At 42.8% G+C, this 17,266-nt stretch carries 18 protein-coding genes; 3 read left to right on the plus strand and 15 right to left on the minus strand.

Annotated features, from left to right (window positions below; genetic code table 11):
- Positions 1–18: 18 nt before the first annotated feature.
- Entirely contained in the window at positions 19–666 is a 648-nt protein-coding gene (locus IEV18_RS02645; protein WP_188390825.1) for an SDR family oxidoreductase, read from the minus strand.
- Positions 667–873: 207 nt separating this feature from the next.
- Between IEV18_RS02645 and IEV18_RS02650 the strand changes: the two genes are divergently transcribed.
- Complete coding sequence (locus tag IEV18_RS02650) at positions 874–2,319, plus strand: sodium/proline symporter (RefSeq protein ID WP_188390826.1); 1,446 nt, start codon at positions 874–876, stop codon at positions 2,317–2,319.
- 151 nt (positions 2,320–2,470) lie between these two features.
- Here IEV18_RS02650 and pstB read toward each other — a convergent pair whose 3' ends face one another.
- From pstB to IEV18_RS02705, 11 genes are all read right to left on the minus strand, one after another.
- On the minus strand, positions 2,471–3,283 hold the full coding sequence (gene pstB, locus IEV18_RS02655; RefSeq protein ID WP_373281877.1) for a phosphate ABC transporter ATP-binding protein PstB: 813 nt from the start codon (positions 3,281–3,283) through the stop codon (positions 2,471–2,473).
- Between the two features lie 60 nt (positions 3,284–3,343).
- Positions 3,344–4,231: a phosphate ABC transporter permease PstA gene (gene pstA / locus IEV18_RS02660; RefSeq protein WP_188390827.1), complete on the minus strand. Its 888-nt coding sequence runs from the start codon at positions 4,229–4,231 to the stop codon at positions 3,344–3,346.
- Positions 4,231–5,187 carry a phosphate ABC transporter permease subunit PstC gene (gene pstC, locus IEV18_RS02665; protein WP_188390828.1) on the minus strand — a complete coding sequence of 319 codons (957 nt, stop codon included), beginning with the start codon at positions 5,185–5,187 and terminating at the stop codon, positions 4,231–4,233. The genes pstA and pstC overlap by 1 nt, the downstream gene beginning before the upstream one ends.
- Before the next feature lie 91 nt (positions 5,188–5,278).
- Positions 5,279–6,253 (minus strand): PstS family phosphate ABC transporter substrate-binding protein, encoded by a 975-nt coding sequence (locus tag IEV18_RS02670; protein ID WP_188390829.1) that lies wholly within the window; start codon positions 6,251–6,253, stop codon positions 5,279–5,281.
- Between the two features lie 217 nt (positions 6,254–6,470).
- Positions 6,471–6,842 carry a Na+/H+ antiporter subunit G gene (locus IEV18_RS02675; protein ID WP_188390830.1) on the minus strand — a complete coding sequence of 124 codons (372 nt, stop codon included), beginning with the start codon at positions 6,840–6,842 and terminating at the stop codon, positions 6,471–6,473.
- On the minus strand, positions 6,820–7,104 hold the full coding sequence (locus tag IEV18_RS02680) for a Na(+)/H(+) antiporter subunit F1 (RefSeq protein WP_188390831.1): 285 nt from the start codon (positions 7,102–7,104) through the stop codon (positions 6,820–6,822). Before IEV18_RS02680 ends, IEV18_RS02675 begins: the two co-directional genes overlap by 23 nt.
- Positions 7,101–7,583 carry a Na+/H+ antiporter subunit E gene (locus tag IEV18_RS02685; RefSeq protein WP_188390832.1) on the minus strand — a complete coding sequence of 161 codons (483 nt, stop codon included), beginning with the start codon at positions 7,581–7,583 and terminating at the stop codon, positions 7,101–7,103. Before IEV18_RS02685 ends, IEV18_RS02680 begins: the two co-directional genes overlap by 4 nt.
- 24 nt (positions 7,584–7,607) lie before the next feature.
- Positions 7,608–9,089, minus strand: coding sequence for a Na+/H+ antiporter subunit D (locus IEV18_RS02690; protein WP_188390833.1), 1,482 nt, complete (start codon positions 9,087–9,089; stop codon positions 7,608–7,610).
- Positions 9,082–9,420 carry a Na(+)/H(+) antiporter subunit C gene (locus IEV18_RS02695; protein WP_188390834.1) on the minus strand — a complete coding sequence of 113 codons (339 nt, stop codon included), beginning with the start codon at positions 9,418–9,420 and terminating at the stop codon, positions 9,082–9,084. The genes IEV18_RS02690 and IEV18_RS02695 overlap by 8 nt, the downstream gene beginning before the upstream one ends.
- Before the next feature lie 3 nt (positions 9,421–9,423).
- Positions 9,424–9,846, minus strand: a complete 423-nt coding sequence (locus tag IEV18_RS02700) for a Na(+)/H(+) antiporter subunit B (protein WP_188390835.1) — start codon at positions 9,844–9,846, stop codon at positions 9,424–9,426.
- Positions 9,833–12,226, minus strand: a complete 2,394-nt coding sequence (locus IEV18_RS02705; RefSeq protein ID WP_188390836.1) for a Na+/H+ antiporter subunit A — start codon at positions 12,224–12,226, stop codon at positions 9,833–9,835. The genes IEV18_RS02700 and IEV18_RS02705 overlap by 14 nt, the downstream gene beginning before the upstream one ends.
- 467 nt (positions 12,227–12,693) lie before the next feature.
- Here IEV18_RS02705 and IEV18_RS02710 point away from each other — a divergent pair, with 467 nt between their 5' ends.
- Complete coding sequence (locus IEV18_RS02710; RefSeq protein ID WP_188390837.1) at positions 12,694–13,386, plus strand: adenine nucleotide alpha hydrolase family protein; 693 nt, start codon at positions 12,694–12,696, stop codon at positions 13,384–13,386.
- 26 nt (positions 13,387–13,412) lie between these two features.
- Here IEV18_RS02710 and IEV18_RS02715 read toward each other — a convergent pair whose 3' ends face one another.
- Together IEV18_RS02715 and IEV18_RS02720 are read right to left on the minus strand one after the other, a co-directional pair.
- The gene (locus IEV18_RS02715) at positions 13,413–13,559 is read right to left on the minus strand and encodes a hypothetical protein (RefSeq protein WP_188390838.1); all 147 of its coding nucleotides are present in this window, start codon (positions 13,557–13,559) and stop codon (positions 13,413–13,415) included.
- A gap of 70 nt (positions 13,560–13,629) precedes the next feature.
- Positions 13,630–14,685 (minus strand): FUSC family protein, encoded by a 1,056-nt coding sequence (locus IEV18_RS02720; RefSeq protein ID WP_188390839.1) that lies wholly within the window; start codon positions 14,683–14,685, stop codon positions 13,630–13,632.
- Positions 14,686–14,992: 307 nt separating this feature from the next.
- On the opposite strand from IEV18_RS02720, the gene IEV18_RS02725 reads away from it, so the two are divergent.
- Positions 14,993–15,817, plus strand: coding sequence for an N-acetylmuramoyl-L-alanine amidase (locus tag IEV18_RS02725; protein WP_188390840.1), 825 nt, complete (start codon positions 14,993–14,995; stop codon positions 15,815–15,817).
- Between the two features lie 118 nt (positions 15,818–15,935).
- Here IEV18_RS02725 and IEV18_RS02730 read toward each other — a convergent pair whose 3' ends face one another.
- Complete coding sequence (locus tag IEV18_RS02730) at positions 15,936–17,138, minus strand: ornithine--oxo-acid transaminase (protein WP_188390841.1); 1,203 nt, start codon at positions 17,136–17,138, stop codon at positions 15,936–15,938.
- Positions 17,139–17,266 lie beyond the last annotated feature (128 nt).

Consider the following 17,266-nt stretch of genomic DNA (forward strand, 5'->3'; position numbering starts at 1 on the left):
CGAGAGCCCAAATTTTCGTTATAAATTTTTTAATGCTGCTTCTACTGGCGTATTCCCCGAGACTAGATCAAAAGAACGGCGATAGGTATTTTCCTCCTTTAGTGCGGCAACGACTGTTCTTGCCACATCTTCCCGCGGAATCGTCGAGCGTTCCAAGTTTTCCTTTGCTTCCACCATCCCGGTACCCGGATCATTCGTCAATCCTCCAGGCCGGACAATCGTATAGTTTAAATTACTCCTCATTAGTTCCCGGTCCGCATAATGTTTTGCCGTGAAATACGGTCTGATTGGACTGTTCTTCCAGCTTTCCCGGTTATGGGCCTGGATGGCGCTTACCATAATAAACCGGTTCGCTCCCGCCTTTTCCGCTGCTTCCATCGATTTTACCGCTCCATCTAAGTCGACGAGCAATGTTTTATCCGGACCGGTTTTGCTTCCGGACCCGGCGGTAAAGATGACCGCATCATGCCCTTCGATAACCTTTGTTAATTCATCAACGCCATCTTCCAAATTGCCGAGAACCGCCTTCACCCCATTTTCTTCATACGCCTTTTTCTGCTCTTCTTTACGGATCATTGCTGTTACCGAATAATTGCTATCCGCTTCTAACAATCGGACGATATGCTTTCCCACCTGACCATTGGCACCGATAACGATAACTTTCACGACACATTCCTCCTTTTTCTTTATTTTTCCAAAAATTACGCTACGGCTGCAACGAAAATGCTCATTCGAATCGATTTGCAGCCTTACATTTAATGAAGCTGCATAATCGGTTCGCATGTTTTTCTTGTTTGGACATACATATTTTAGTAGAACGAGAGAAAAGGAGCATCTATCCTATTAATCCAAAGCTAAGGAGGGAAAAAATATATGGATGCGACGATTATTACGGTATTTATATTATACTTTGTCCTCATTATCGCCATTGGATATATGACAAGCCGCGGGGAATTAAAACATGCCGATTTTATTTTAGGAGGGAAAAAACTGCCCGGCTGGGCACTTGCCTTCTCAGAGAGGGCAACAGGAGAATCTGCCTGGCTCTTGCTTGGCTATACCGGCTTCGTTTTTATGACCGGACTTTCCGGAATATGGGTAGCCGTCGGGATTGCCATTGGAATTATTTTTGCTTGGCTTTTTCTCGCCAAACGATTTATGCAGGAAACGGACAAATATAAAGTACTTACATTGCCAGATTATTTGGCTGTTCGTTTCCAGGAAAAGGCAAATATCATCCGGTGGATTGCGACGATATTAATTGCCAGCTTCTTTATGTTCTATGTAGGAGCCCAATTTGCCGGGGCCGGAAAAATGTTTGTTACGTCTTTCGGGATGAACCATACGCTCGGAATCATCATTACGGCCATTATCGTTGTTGCTATTGCCTTTTTTGGCGGATTTATTTCCGTTGTCTGGACGGATATGATTCAAAGTATGATGATGCTCCTTACACTTGTCGTTCTTCCCATTATCGCTTTTGTCTATGTTGCTGCCAACGACCTGTCCGTCAGTCAATCTCTTGTAGCGGCAGGCGATGCCTTCCCTTCCTGGTTTGGCGGTGCGGCTGGTTTTGCCATCGGTGTACTGTTTTTTAATAATTTTTCCTGGTTCTTTGGCTATTTAGGGGGACAGCCTCAATTAAGCTCCCGGTTTATGGCATTAAAAAACGAAAAAGAGGCGAAACAGGCTACAATCGTAGCCATTATCTGGACGATTCTCGCTTATACCGGGGCATTTTCCATTGGGCTTGCCGCCATTGCCATGTACAGCCAAGGGACCTTTGCCGATGTGGAAACGATTTTGCCGGTCATGATTATTGACCTTTTGCCATCCTGGTTTGCCGGCATCCTCCTTGCAGGGATTATGGCAGCCATTATTACGACAGCAAACTCCCAGCTGCTTGTTGTAACGAGTTCCATCAGTGAGGATATCATTCATAAAGCATTAGGGATGAAGCTTTCGGATAAACAGCTGCTATTCGTTTCCAGAATCACCGTTCTCGCTTCCGGCATCCTCGGGGTGATCATTGCCCTTACTTCCGAATCATTAGTTTATCTTATCGTCAGCTGGGCATGGGCTGGTGTCGGCTGTACGTTATCCCCTGCCATTTTAATGACCTTTTTCTGGAAACGGTATTCCGGTGCTGGCGTAATTGCAACGATTTTGTCTGGATTTGTTTTTACTGTATTATGGATTAGCACACCCCTCGATTCCATTATTACTTCCCGTTTCACAACGTTCTTTATTGCCGCCTTCTTCGGGATTGTCTTTAGCCTGATGTTTCCGGATAAAAACAATACAGCAAAAACCGTTTGATAATCGCAAAATTTCTCCCCCGTCTCATACGGGGATTTTTTTGTTTTCCGCAGCAGCATTAGTTGCAAGCTAGTGAAAAGGAAATTCATTTTCTCCAATAAAAAAAGTATCCCAACATGTTGGAATACCCTAAATAAGCATGATTACCATTTTACCCAAATCTTCCGGAAATATAGTCTTCCGTCCGGCTGTCCGAAGGGTTGGTGAAAATTGTATTTGTGTCGCCAAACTCGATGACTTCCCCATTAAGGAAGAAAGCCGTTTTATCCGAAATTCGGGCAGCCTGCTGCATATTGTGAGTTACGATAATAATGGAGTAATCTTTTTTCAATTGCTGAATCAGTTCTTCTATTTTTAGCGTCGATTTCGGATCCAGTGCAGAAGTTGGTTCGTCCATTAAAATAACATCGGGCTGCACGGCTAAACAGCGGGCAATGCAGAGCCGCTGCTGCTGGCCGCCGGATAAGCCATAAGCATTTTCGTGCAAACGGTCTTTCACTTCATCCCATATATAGGCGCCTTTCAAACTTTGTTCGACGATTTCATCCAATATTTTTTTATTGCGGATGCCATGAATTTTTGGACCGTAGACGATGTTTTCATAAATGGATTTCGGAAACGGGTTTGGCTTTTGGAAAACCATCCCTACTTGGGTGCGCAAATCTTCCACCCGGAAAGACCGGTCGAGAATATTTTTCCCTTTGTACGTTATTTCCCCGGTTGTCCGTACTCCCGGAACAAGTTCCACCATGCGGTTTAACGTCTTTATATAGGTAGATTTTCCGCATCCGGATGGCCCGATAATGGCCGTAACTTCCTTTTCATTAATGGATAGATTAATATTTTTTAAAGCGTGGGTTTCCGAATACCATAAATTCAATTCCTTCGTATTAAAGACAACATCTTTTTCCTCTATCGCTGTACCGGCGCTTTGTTCCTTCTCTTGATTCAATTGCACCGTCATTTTGTTTTCCATCATTACAACTGACATTTTCCCACTCCTCTTCAAGTTTTCCAGCATGCCTTAATAACGGTGCTGGAATTTATTCCGAATGAAAATTGCTACTGAATTCAATACGAAAAGCAGCACGAGCAAGACGATAATCGTTGCTGCTGCCAAGTTGGCATATTCGGCAACGAGGGATGAATCGAGCGTCCAATAGTAAATTTGCATTGGGAGTGCTGTAAACGTATCAAAGAACCCATTTGGAAAAGGAATCAGCAATGCGGGGATTCCAAGCACCGTGAGCGGAGCTGTTTCCCCAATGGCCCGGGATAGCGATAAAATCGACCCGGTTAAAATACTTGGCAATGCCGCCGGCAAAATAACCCGCTGAATCGTCTGCCATTTTGTTGCTCCCATTCCGTAAGATGCTTCCGCCAAATGGCTCGGGACCGCCCGAATCGCTTCCTGGGCCGCAACGATCAAAATCGGCAATACAAGAAGGGATAAGGTGAGTCCCCCGGCTAAAACAACATTCCCCAAATCCATTAAGCGGACGAAAACGGTAAGACCTAACAAACCGTATACGATGGAAGGGACACCTGCCAAATTGGATATATTCGTTTGAATAGAGGCTTGAAACTTCCCTTTTTTAGCATACAACTCCAGATATATAGCCGTTCCGACACCGACAATCATCGTGACCGGAATTACGACAATCATGACCCATAACGTACCTAGTATTGCACCCATAATTCCCGCCCGTTCCGGATCTGTCGATAATCTGCCGGTGAGAAAATCCATGTCAATCCAGCCAAATCCTTGGGTTACGACACGTATAATTAAGATGGCGAGGACAAATAAACCAAATAGTGCCGACAGGAAAAAGACGGATTGAAGGACAGAATTTTTCCGAATTCGGTTGTTCATTCTTTTTGTGTATTGTTGCTGGTCAAGCTTTGATAACATTAGTATTCCTCCCTAAATTTGCGAGAGACGTAGCGGGCAAGCAGATTCATCAGCAATGTAAAGACAAACAAGGTCAAAGCCACTGCATATAAGCTGTAATAAATGGTGGAACCGGCAGCTGCCTCTCCACCGGAAACTTCCACGATATAGGCGGTCATCGTTTGCATCGATTGGGTAATGTCAAAGGTAAAATTTTTCGAGCTGCCGCTGGCGATAGTAACGATCATCGTTTCGCCAATTGCCCGGGAGATTCCAAGAACAAAGGAGGCAATAATCCCGGAAAAAGCGGCTGGAATGACAACTTTAAAAGTCGTCTCCAGTTTTGTTGCACCCATCGCTAACGATCCTTCCCGCATCGCATTCGGCACGGAGTTCATCGCATCTTCCGAAAGGGAAGCGATCATCGGAATAATCATAACCCCCATGACAATTCCCGGACTCAAAATATTCGTTGCTTCCACTTCCGGCCAAACAGAACGAATAAGCGGCGTCACAAAGGTAAAAGCGAAAAATCCGTACACGATGGTCGGGATTCCGGCAAGAACTTCCAATAACGGCTTTAAAACTCTCCTTACTTTGTCAGAGGCATACTCACTTAAATAAATAGCCGACATTAAGCCGATCGGGCCGGCAATCAGCATGGCAATAATGGTGGAAATAATTGTTCCGTTTATTAATGGCAATACTCCAAACTTTGGGTTTTGACTTAACGGCTTCAGTTCGGTCGTTGTAAAAAATTCCCAAATCGGAACTCTTTTAAAGAATTCAATTGCTTCCGTCAGCAGCGTATATAAAATTCCCAGCGTCGTCAAAATGGTGATGGATGCTAAAATAAACAATATGGCTGGAATGATTTTTTCCATTATATTCGCCATCGATTTTTTATTTTTGTTTTCAGCAATCATTTCGTTTATACGAAGACGATTCCCCGTCTGCATTTCCTTTTTTAAAGCCATTTCTTGGCGCTCTCCTTCCAGGTGCAAGAAGTCAATAAGATGAGAGCACTGCTGCCCTCATCTTTATTGACCCTCAGTTTAAGCCAATTTCTTATTGTAATGCTTCGATTGCTTCAACTTGTGCTTGAGCTTCTTCATCAGGGATTGGCGCAAATCCAGTTTCCCCAGCAAAGTCATTGGCACTTTCAGCAATGTACAATGCATAGTCATAAACTTGAGCTTTTTCTTTTGCATTGTTAACGTTCAAGTAAGTGAATACCGGACGAGTATAGTTTGCATATGGTCCTTCTTCGCCAATCGTATCTAAGGATGGTTCAACCGGGCCTTCGCCAAAGTCGATTCCTACTGCTTTTACTTTATCTTTGTTGCTGTCGTAGTATCCAAATCCGAAGAAGCCGATCGCATTTACATCCTCAGAAACTAATGTAACTAAAGTGGAATATTCTTGCTGCAGGTTAATATCACCTACTAAATCTTGTTCTTCTAAGATGTTTTCGTAGAAGAATTCATACGTTCCATGGTTTTCGTTTGGTCCATATGTTTGAATTTTTTCATCTGGCCATTCTGAATTAATTTCCGACCATTTTGTAACATTGCCAAGGAAAATGTCGTTTACTTGTTCTGCTGTAAGCTCGGTAGCCCAGTCGTTTTCCGGGTTAACGACGATCGTTAAACCGTCTAATGCTACTTTAATTTCCATTACTTCAATGCCAAGTTCATCAGCTTTTGCTTTTTCTTCATCTTTAATTGGACGGGATGCATCGTTAAAATCAGTTCCATCTTCAGCAAGGAATTTTTCAAAACCGGCTGATGTGCCAGCACGGCTTACTTCTACCGATACGTTTGGCTGTTCGTTAATCATATATTCTTCAGCTAATCTGGACATTAACGGATAAACCGTACCAGATCCGTCAATAACAACATTGCCTTCTAATTCTTCTGAAGCTCCATCTGCAGATGTATCTCCACTTTCCGTATTATCTGCTGCTTCTTCTCCGCCACAAGCTGCAAGTGCGACAGCTAGTACAGCGACGAATAGAAACATAAGTAATTTTTTGAGATTCATAAAAGATTGTCCTCCCCATCGAATGGTTTATTTTTCAAGAGAATTAACTCTCAATTGCTAGTATAATAGGTCGATGTAAAGGGCGTTTGAAGGGAATGTAAAGGTTTTGTAAAATCATTTCTCTTAAATAAATCTTCCCTGACTCACTTTTTCATGGATATTGTTTATATAAAAATACCCCAGCAAAGCAAATGGGAAATTTGCCTGCCAGGGTATTTTATGTGCTCTTTTCGTCTTGGCTTTTGCGAATTGCCTCTCCCAATTCGTCTTCAATAGAGGAGTCAGCCATTTTCACGCCGCTCCGATAAGCTGCCCTCGTTACAAGATGTCCGGATACCGGAGACGTCATAAAGACGAAAATGATTCCAAGTAAAAGCCGGATACTAAAGTAATTCTCAGAAACCCAAAAGTAAATAAAGACTCCGGATAAAGTTAACAACACGGCTAATGTAGCTGCTTTCGTTCCGGCATGGGCCCGGTTGTAAATGTCCGGGAAGCGAATCAGTCCAATCGCACTGATTACCGCGATGACCGAACCGATGAAGATGAGCAGGACGGCTATGAAGTCAATCATTTCTTTTACGTTCAATAATAACGCCCCTCTCGATAAATTTGGAGAAGGAAATCGTGCCGATAAAAGCGAGAATCCCTAAAATCAGGATAACATCCAGGAAAGCCTTTGTATCCAGGAGGATGGAGATTATCGCAATTCCCGAAATGAGGTTGACGTTAACAATATCTAAGGCAAATACCCGATCCGGCAAACTCGGTCCAGCTGCGATTCGATAGAGTGCAATCAAAATAGCTACACCGTACAATGTAATTGCCGAATACAACAACATTTCAATCATCTCGTTACCTCCATAATCATTCGCTCAAACTTTTCCAAAAAGCGAATTAATTGATCCTTCGATTCGTATACATCCATCCCATGAACATAAAAGGCATTCCCTTCCGGGGTTACCTCCACAACGACGGAGCCTGGGGTTAGCGTCAAAAGCATGGCAAGGATTGTCACTTCCCAATCCCCCCGCAAATTCGTTTCGTAGTAGAATATCCCGGGTTTAATTGTTATCTTCGGACGGAGGATATGTTTTAATACGAAAATCCCCGATACAAATAATTCATAAATAAACAGTAAAATTAATTTAATTGCTGCAATAACCCTGCTCAAATAAAAACGGTCGCCAAAGAACCGGTGCAGCATATATAAAATACCGATGCCAACAATATATCCGGTGGCAAAGGTCGTCAAATAAAACTGGTCTTCATCTTGGAAGAGCACCCACAAAAGGGCGATAAAGATGTTCGTTAAAAACTGGGCAGGCATGGTCCTTACCTCCTCTTATGAATATTAATCCTTATACAATACGGCATCGATATAATTTTGCGGATTAATAAGCGTTTCCGCTGCATCCTTAACATACGGCGCAAGGGATTCAGCACCTAGTCCTAAAGCAATGGTTGCTGCTGTAAGGAGGGCACAAGGAATAACCCACCCTTTTTTCATTGGCATTTCATCCTCGGTGCTGATGATTGTCTCGCCCCAAAAACATTGAAGGAAAATGCGCAGCAAAGAATATAGGACGAAAATACTCGATATAAAGGCGAGGGCGAGCAGGATATAGGAACCTGCATCAATGGCACCTTGTCCGACTAATACTTTTCCGATAAATCCGCTAAATGGAGGAATACCTGCCAGTGACAACTTGACGACAAAAAACATCCAGCCGAGCATCGGATAGTTGCGGATCAGTCCGCTCATATCATTCATCTTCGCCGTACCTGTCACTGCGATCATCGTACCGGCAATTAAAAACAGCAGCGGCTTCACAATCATATCGTGGACGAGATAATAAATGGAACCTTCCAGCGCTTCTAATGTACCTGCGCTTAATCCTACTAAAATAAATCCGACAGCGATGACGACGTTATAGGTTACAATTAAGCGAATATCCCGGTAGGCAACGGCGCCAATGCTCCCTCCGATTAACGTTAATCCCGCCATAATGCCGATTAAAGCATGGGTAATTTCCGGTTCATGGTAAAAGAATAAAGTGAACACGCGGACACATGCATAAATGCCGACCTTCGTCAGCAGGCCCCCAAACAAGGCGGCAATGGCCGTCGGCACAACGCTGTAGGAACGGGGCAGCCAAAAATATAGCAATAGCCCTGCTTTTAGTCCAAACACCGTTAAAAACACCATACTGATGACGGTTAACAGCGGAGTTTGGCCCGCTTCTGCAATCCGTTCCGAAAGGTGGGCCATGTTCAGCGTACCGACAGTTCCGTATAAATAGGCAATGGCAACAAGGAAAAACCAGGAAGATACGACGTTAATAATGACATACTTCATCGATTCCTTTAATTGGTTCTTTTTGCCGCCAAAGGCTATCAGGACATAGGAGGCAAGGAGCATCACTTCAAAACATACGTATAAATTGAACAAGTCTCCCGTTAAGAAAGATCCGTTTACGCCGGCAACTAAAAAGTTGACAAAGGAATAGAAATAGGTCTGTTCATAATTTTTTTCCGCAGATGAAAAGGCATAGATAAAACAAACGGCGGCAACAATACTTGTCGTCAAAACGAGTATGACAGAAAAGGAATCGGCGACAAACAAAATGCCAAAAGGCGGCTCCCATCCGCCAAAGTCTATCCGCATTATCCCTTCCCTCTGGATGAGAGACAGAAGGTATAAAGCAATACAAGCATTCACAACCATGACAAAGAAGCTTGTCCACCGCTGCACGTGCCTATTGTTCCGGAAAAAAATAAGAATAATACCAGCCAATACAGGGATGGCCATTGGAAAGACTATTATGTTATTCATCGTTTATATCCCGCCATTCATATAAATTGTCCGTCCCTGTTTCCTGAAAGGTCCGATAAGCGATTACGAGCAGCAATGCGGTGACCGCAAAACTGATGACAATCGAGGTTAATATTAACGCTTGCGGCAGGGGATCAACATAAGCCGGCCCCTCTCCGAGGATAGGAACACTTCCGCTTTTTAAGCCTTTTCCCATCGTCATAATGAGCAAATGGGCGGCATGGGACAGGATGGCCGTCCCTAAAACCACTTTTTGCACATTCCGTGAAAGGATCAAATACGTTGCAACGGCAACTAATATCCCTGTTAAGATGGTGAGCAGTGTTTCCATCGGTTACACATCCTCTGCTATGCTTAAAATAATCGTCACGACAACCCCTACTACCGCCAGGGCAACCCCAGCTTCAAAAATCGTAACGGTAGTCAATTCGGTCTCGCCAAAAAAGGGCAATTCTACATAACCGAATACTTGATTTAAGAAGGGCTCTCCGAACATCACCCCGCCGAAGCCGGTGGCAACGGAAATAAACGCCCCAAGGGCTGCCACCAATTTAAAGTCTATAGGAACGGCCTTCCGTACCGTTTCCATATCAACAGCAATAAAAAGGAGAACGAAGGCGGACGCCAATACTAGGCCGCCGATAAAGCCTCCGCCAGGGGCATGGTGGCCCGCCAGAAACAAATAGACGGCAAGCGTCAATATAATAATTACGACAATCCTTGTAACGGTCCGCAAAATAACATTATTCGTCCTCAAGGGTAGTATCCCCCTTTCTAGCTTTTACCTTAATCAAGGTATATACACCAATACCAGCTATGAGGAGCACGACCACTTCCAGCATCGTATCAAAGGCACGGAAATCACTTAAAATCGTATTGACAATGTTTTTCCCGCCGGCAAGTTCATAAGAGTTTTCAAAATAGCTGGATATGCTGGAGAACAGTTTGCCGTTTTGCACCGCAAGCGCAATAATCGTAAAAATGACGCCAACACCAATCGAGACAGCCAAATTAACCTTGTCTGACCGGCTGCGGGTATCTTCCTTTTTCCATTCCGGCAAGAAATAATAGGCAACAAGAAACAGCACCGTCGTTACCGTTTCTACGACCGTTTGCGTCAACGCCAAGTCGGGAGCCCGGAATAAAACAAAGAAAATCGCGACTCCATATCCTAATACACTATTTAACAAAATGGCTGAAAGCCGGGATTTGGCAAAAAGGATGGATAGAGCTGCAATAATCATAACAATAGCAACAACCCATTCAAACTCGCTTATCGGCGCATTTTCCGCAATTTCCAGCTCATACGACTGGGTAAAGACAACCATCCCGCCGACAGCGAGAATAAAGAACAGATAAATGTATACCATGTAATCCCGGAGATAACCTGTCATGTAAAAATCGGTAATTTTCCGGGATACAACTTCCAATTGTTCGAGTATATTTCCGTATAGCGTGTTAAACGACCAATGTTCCGGGAACAGACGATAAATGTTCTTCCAGTAGCGGATAGTCATATATAATAATATGCCTCCGAGCACAACCCCAATGGTCATCATCAGTTCGGTATTAAAGCCGTGCCAGAGGGCAATGTGTACCCCGAGATTTTCCCCGGCAGCAAGGCTAGGAAAAATGCCTGCCAGCGCCGGACTTAGCAAATTCTCTCCCAGTCCATTCGGAAAGATGAAAATAAGAACTACTAGACTTCCTAAAACGATAGGAGAAAACAACATGCCGTAGGGAGCTTCATGTGCTGGATGCTCCAATTTCTCTTCCTTATAGGTGCCGAGAAACGTTTTAAAAACAAAAATCATACTATATACGAAGGTAAAAATACTGGCGACCCAGGCAACAACCGGTATCGCAGAGGACAGGCCGGCATTCCCAGCGTTCAATACGGCAGTAAAAAACATTTCTTTGCTTAAAAAGCCATTAAACGGCGGCAATCCCGCCATGGAAAAGGCACCGACAATCGCAATCGTAAAGGTAATCGGCATTAATGTTGCAAGTCCTCCGAGCCTCCGGATATCCCGGGTACCCAATTCATGGTCGACAATCCCGACGACCATAAATAAGGCTCCTTTAAACGTAGAATGGTTAACGAGATGAAATAAGGCAGCAAATGCTGCTTGGCTAAATAATACCGATTCGGCACGAAACCCGCTATTCAAGGCGAGGGAACTAATGCCAAACATGCTCATAATCATACCGAGCTGACTGACAGTAGAATAGGCGAGCAGCGCTTTTAAGTCTGTCTGGCGAACCGCGGTAAAGGAACCCCAAAAAAGGGTAATGAGGCCTACGCTTGTTACGAGCCAAAACCAAGTGTCCTCTCCCCCAAAAACCGGGGTAAACCGGGCAACTAAATAAATGCCTGCTTTCACCATCGTTGCTGAATGCAAGTAAGCACTAACCGGCGTCGGCGCTTCCATCGCGGTAGGAAGCCAAATATGAAAAGGGAATTGGGCAGATTTTGTAAAGGCACCGAGCAAAATTAAACACATCGCAGGGATAAACAACGGATTCTCCTGAAAAGATAAAACTGCGGAAATGACACCGCGAACGCTCATCGTGCCGGACATATAATAGAGCATAATAAAACCGACAAGCATGGCAATACCGCCGGTCACGGTAATAAGCAACGATTTCTGCGCGCCATCCCGGGACTGTTTCCGGTGATACCAGAAGGCAATGAGCAGGAAGGAAGAAATGCTTGTCAATTCCCAAAACACGTACAGCACCATCATGTTATCGGAAAATACGACACCGAGCATCGCACCCATAAACAGCAATAAATATGTATAAAAATGTATTAAGTTTTCTTTGCTGGATAAATAATAGATGGAATAAATGGTGACAAGGGCCCCAATGCCAGTAATAAGCAGGGCAAAAATTAAACTTAATCCGTCTAAATATGCAGTAAAGTTAATGTGGTATGTTGGGATCCATTCAACTGTATAAGCAAGCGTTTCCCCATTAGCAATGCGGGGAATATAACGTAAAAGCAAGATAAATAATGTCAGCGGTATAAGAAAGATAAACCAGCCAATATGGATTTTTGAATTTTTTTTATGAAGGAAAGGTACTAGCGCAGCGGCCAATAAGGGGATGATAATGACTAAGTTGATTGTCAGCAAAATCAGGTCCTCCATTTCAATGTATATAAAGCTATTATTTTCGATGAATTGCAATAGTAAGTGAGCGGTTCGGTTATCATGTATACTTTCCCCATTCATTGAGAGGATAATCTCCGTAATAAATACCCATACGTTTTTATTATACCGGAAGCTGTTTTTCCATGTACTTTTTCTGACTAAAATCATGCTGTAAATTGTCAAATAAGGGAATATAATGAAGTTTTTTTCGCAAAATGATGACCAGGATAGTAATATGTGTCCTTCTTTGTATCCGGTTTGTGAAATAAAACAGAAAGACTGGAAATATTAAAGGAAATCCTTTATGCTAAATAAAAGTTATCCATTAATCCTATTGCGACTTATGCAAACAACAATCCATCGTTCTTATTATTTTGGGGTTCACGAAAATTTTAGTGACATTATTTCATGTCGCTGCCGAATGATAATTACAAGAGGTGAAATTCCACATGGGGAAAATTAAAGGTCGGATGGATGAAAAAATTCTTGTCGGAGTGTACTATGGCCCTAACGGGGAAAGGCTAATCAGACGCGGCCATAAACTGGCAAAAATCATGAATTGCCCTTTATATGTCTTAACGGTAGATAAAAATCCAATAGATCAATTCGATGCGGAAAAATCCGGCTATATTGAACGATGGAAAGAACTTTGTGATGAATTGGGTGTCGATGAATTTATTATCCGGGATAATGAAAAGCGCCCATTAGTTAAAGTAATCAAAGAAATTGTCCATCAGCTGAATATTACGCAAATCATTATCGGCCAAAGCCCGCAAAACCGATGGGAAGAAATAACGAAAGGATCCTTTGTCAATACATTGTTAAGGGAGATTACCTTCGTGGATATCCACGTCGTTTCCATTGATCGTTCTCTGAAAAGTGAAGATGACACGATGTATGAAAAAGGAGTCCGCGCCTTCTTGCAAAAGGACGGGGAAGATTACCGCCTCAGCTTTACCAAATCGAAAAATAATCTGTATGAAGGAATTTTCTTTAAGGAAATCGGAACCGATTTTAATAATGGTGTCTTTAAGTTTATCAATAATGAAGGAAAGACGTGCCAAGTGCACGTGACCGAGGATATCATTACCGGGAAAATGAAAGAACCGCCAAACATAAAGCCGGCAAAAGCGGGAAAATAAAAAGTGCAGAAAATAATCTGCACTTTTTATTTTTGTTTTCTGCTTACATATTCATTTGGTATATCTCCGCCATGGGGATTCGAATTTTTGTATGGACTTTTCCTTCCATTTCTCGTCTCGCCATGGTTTTCGTTTTCTTTAAACTGGTTGTTTTTCCTTTCTTTGTTGACCATCATGACTCCCTCCTAACGAAACATTCTCTGTTAGTTTGAGGGAATCGGGAAAGAATATACATGACGATATTTAAGCCTTTTTCCTTTTTTCCTTCCTTTCATTGAAACGGACGAGCCGCTCCAGCTTCTCCAGCTCGGAAAATAATTCGATAATGCTGTTGGCAACCGGGAATAAATAAAACCACTTTTCAAATTTTGCTCCCTGCAGTTCGTTAATCAAGTTATTAATCGTCAGCTGCATGGCCGATTTTGTTTCCTTCTGTAAATCCCGATCGAGGATAATTTTATCCTCATACATGAGGAAGACATTTTCGCTGTACGTGTTGATTTCGTTAATTAATTTCTTAATGAGGTATACTTTATTCTCTGCATCTTTTTCGATCTCGATCAGGTTTTTCTCCAGCTGACGGATTAAATTATGCTGCTTTTCCAGCATTTTAATCATGTGTTTATATATAACAATATTGCGGAAAAAACTGCGGCGGTTGCGAATAAACAGACGGTTTCTTTCATCAGAGATAATTTCATAGTAATCTTTCGCCTTCGTAATTCCCTTTTCAATTTCCCGATCTTCTTCCTTTAATTTCGGCACCGTCATCGTATTATTCGGTACAACCCGCATCAGAAAATGGATTCGGTCACTCGTATCTTTAATCATGCTATATAAAATTTTCCGATGATCCGGCGGAAACACCGCTACGTTAACGACAAAAGCGGACAGCACCCCAATGACAATCAGAGACAGTCTTTCTACAATATATACAAAATCGACCCCGCTTTCGCCGGAAAGCATTAATGTAATAATCGTTAAAATCGTCAAGCTGACCGTTTTCGTTAAACCGAGTTTAATATTGATGGCAATGGAAAGAATGACGATTGCTCCGACCGCCAATGGGTGATTTCCCAGCAAAAAGGAGCCTAATAAGGCAAAGATTAAACCGACCCCATTGGATATAATTACTTCTTTAATATAAGCAAAGGAACGCATAATCGATGGCTGCATCGCTAACACAGCGGCAATGGCAGCAACAATTTCCAGCTTCAAGCCGACCAGACCGGTGATCAGCAATGTTAATGTTGCAGCAAGCCCTGTTTTCAGCATCCGCGGGCCAATATTAAATTCCATTTCGATTTACACCTTCTTAAATTAATTCTTTCCTCCATAAAAACAAATCTATTATAATGATTCCCCCTGTTAGTTGCAATTCCTTTTTCCCTTACATCACCATCCATCTCTACTCTAATATATACCATAATGTTATTCCGCAATCGGCATTTTATGTTTCTATTACATTTTTGCGACATTCAATGGAGTACCCCTTCCTGCCGTCTTCTTGCGATATTACTTACAAAGAAAAAAATTCACAAAACCAATAGGAATAACCATACCTGTCTTCAGCCTGATTCATAAAATGTGTATTATTGGAGGTGGAATGATGAAACTGTATTTAGACCCAGGCCATGGGGGGAAGGATCCGGGAGCCCAGGGAAATGGTCTAAAAGAAAAGGATATTACACTCGATATTGCTAAGCGAATCCGGGATAAGCTCTTGAAAGATTATGAGGGAGTTCAAGTCCGCATGAGCCGCACGAAAGATACGACGAAGAGCTTAAATGAGCGGACAAAAGAAGCAAATGCCTGGGGAGCCGACTTCTATCTTTCTATACATTGCAATGCTTTTAACGGAAAGGCGAGCGGGTATGAAGATTATATTTATACCGGGTTAAGCCGAAACTCCCGCACAGCAAATTATCAGGACATATTACACAGAGAAATTACAAAAGTAAACGGACTTAGCGACCGGGGGAAGAAATCAGCCAACTTCCATGTACTAAGGGAAACAAGGATGCCTGCCTTTTTATCGGAAAACGGGTTTATAGACAATTCGGAAGATGCTAAGAAAATGAAGCAATCGTCCTGGCGGCAAAAAGTAGCAGAGGGGCATGCAAAGGGGCTGGCGAAAGCCTTTAACTTAAAAGGAAAGAAAAGCGCAGCCAAAGCAGAAAAGAAAAATGAACCAAATAGTAAACGGACATTGTATAAAGTAATTGCCGGCTCCTTTGAGGCAAAGAAAAATGCCGATAATCAGGTCAAAAAGTTGAAAGCAAAAGGAATAGAAGCCTTTGTTGATACGGTAACTATTTCAGGAAAACGATGGTATCGGGTTCAGGCAGGCGCATTTCAAAACCGCAGCAATGCGGAAAAACATGTTGCCGATTTAAAGAAAAAAGGTTTCCAGTCATTTATTACAACATAATGATAGATTTCGCCTATTAATTCGCTTGGAATTAATCGGCGATTTATTTCGGAGAACACATTGTTTTTCAAGAAAAAACATAACGGACGGAAAATCCGCGTCCGTTATGTTTTAGGCTTTAGCTGGATAATACTTGCTTAATTTTATTTATGGCCCAGTCCAATTCTTCTTTAGTAATAACAAGAGGCGGTGCAAATCGGATTGTGTTTTCGTGGGTTTCTTTACACAATACTCCCGCTTCCATTAATTGTTCACAGTAAGAACGGACCGGTTTCGTAAATTCCACCCCGATAAATAACCCGCGGGCACGGACTTCTTTTAACTCATGGTTATTTATCTCTTTTAACGCGTTGGCAAAATACTCTCCAAGTTCCAGAGACCTTTCCGCAAGCTTTTCTTCCTCGATGACATCAAGGGCTGCCAAAGATACTGCGCATGCTAACGGATTTCCCCCGAATGTTGAACCGTGGGAACCTGGAGTAAATACTTCCATAATTTCTTTATCCGCCGCGATGGCAGAAACCGGAAAGACGCCGCCGCCTAATGCTTTCCCCATGACGTAAATGTCTGGCACTACTTTCTCCCATTCACAGGCAAACATTTTTCCTGTCCGGGCAAATCCGGTTTGCACTTCATCGGCAATAAAAAGAACATTGTTTTCCGTACAGATCTCCCGCACTTTTTGCAAATATCCTTCCGGGGGAATAATAATGCCAGCTTCCCCTTGAATCGGCTCAACAATGACTGCTGCCGTATTCGGGGTAATTGCTTCCCGGATTGCCTCTGCATTGCCGTATTCCACCTTCTTTATTCCGGGAACGAACGGGCCATAATCTTTCGTAGCTACAGGATCATTGGATAAGGAGATGGCATTTAATGTCCGGCCATGGAAATTCCCTTTTGCGGCGATGATTTCCGCTTTGTCTGCTTCTACTCCTTTTACTTGATATGCCCAGCGCCGCGCTGCTTTAATGGCTGTTTCCACCGCTTCTGCTCCCGTGTTCATCGGGAGCACTTTCTCTTTGCCCGTTATTTCGGCTAGCCGTTTCGTCCATTTTCCGAGCAGTTCATTATGGAAGGCCCGGGATGTTAATGTCACTTTATCTGCCTGTTCTTTTAACGCGCCAATAATTTTCGGATGACGATGTCCTTGGTTTAAGGCCGAATAGGCGCTTAACATATCAATATACTTTTTTCCTTCCGGGTCTTTCACCCATACCCCTTCTGCTTCCGCAATAACGATTGGCAGCGGATGATAGTTCGCTGCACCGTATTCTTCCGTCTGTTTTATAATCTCCTGAGATGTTAATGCAACAGCCATGGTCATTCCTCCTCTATTTGTATCTATTTCTGTCTGTCAATAATATTGCAAAAACTGTGCCACTTTTTGCCGTTTCATGAAAGAAAGGAAATCCTAAGGTTTGAAAGAATAATCTCAGTAAAGGAAAA

The organism is Compostibacillus humi, from assembly GCF_014637175.1.
Lineage (GTDB): Bacteria > Bacillota > Bacilli > Bacillales > Amphibacillaceae > Oceanobacillus > Oceanobacillus humi.

Excerpts from the sequence above, each read along its gene's own strand:
- IEV18_RS02650 (WP_188390826.1), top strand. The coding sequence starts at position 874 with ATGGATGCGACGATTATTACGGTATTTATATTATACTTTGTCCTCATT.
- pstB (WP_373281877.1), bottom strand. The coding sequence starts at position 3,283 with ATGACGGTGCAATTGAATCAAGAGAAGGAACAAAGCGCCGGTACAGCG.
- pstA (WP_188390827.1), bottom strand. The coding sequence starts at position 4,231 with ATGTTATCAAAGCTTGACCAGCAACAATACACAAAAAGAATGAACAAC.
- pstC (WP_188390828.1), bottom strand. The coding sequence starts at position 5,187 with ATGGCTTTAAAAAAGGAAATGCAGACGGGGAATCGTCTTCGTATAAAC.
- IEV18_RS02670 (WP_188390829.1), bottom strand. The coding sequence starts at position 6,253 with ATGAATCTCAAAAAATTACTTATGTTTCTATTCGTCGCTGTACTAGCT.
- IEV18_RS02680 (WP_188390831.1), bottom strand. The coding sequence starts at position 7,104 with ATGATTGAAATGTTGTTGTATTCGGCAATTACATTGTACGGTGTAGCT.
- IEV18_RS02685 (WP_188390832.1), bottom strand. The coding sequence starts at position 7,583 with ATGCCTGCCCAGTTTTTAACGAACATCTTTATCGCCCTTTTGTGGGTG.
- IEV18_RS02690 (WP_188390833.1), bottom strand. The coding sequence starts at position 9,089 with ATGAATAACATAATAGTCTTTCCAATGGCCATCCCTGTATTGGCTGGT.
- IEV18_RS02695 (WP_188390834.1), bottom strand. The coding sequence starts at position 9,420 with ATGGAAACACTGCTCACCATCTTAACAGGGATATTAGTTGCCGTTGCA.
- IEV18_RS02710 (WP_188390837.1), top strand. The coding sequence starts at position 12,694 with ATGGGGAAAATTAAAGGTCGGATGGATGAAAAAATTCTTGTCGGAGTG.
- IEV18_RS02715 (WP_188390838.1), bottom strand. The coding sequence starts at position 13,559 with ATGGTCAACAAAGAAAGGAAAAACAACCAGTTTAAAGAAAACGAAAAC.
- IEV18_RS02720 (WP_188390839.1), bottom strand. The coding sequence starts at position 14,685 with ATGGAATTTAATATTGGCCCGCGGATGCTGAAAACAGGGCTTGCTGCA.
- IEV18_RS02725 (WP_188390840.1), top strand. The coding sequence starts at position 14,993 with ATGATGAAACTGTATTTAGACCCAGGCCATGGGGGGAAGGATCCGGGA.
- IEV18_RS02730 (WP_188390841.1), bottom strand. The coding sequence starts at position 17,138 with ATGGCTGTTGCATTAACATCTCAGGAGATTATAAAACAGACGGAAGAA.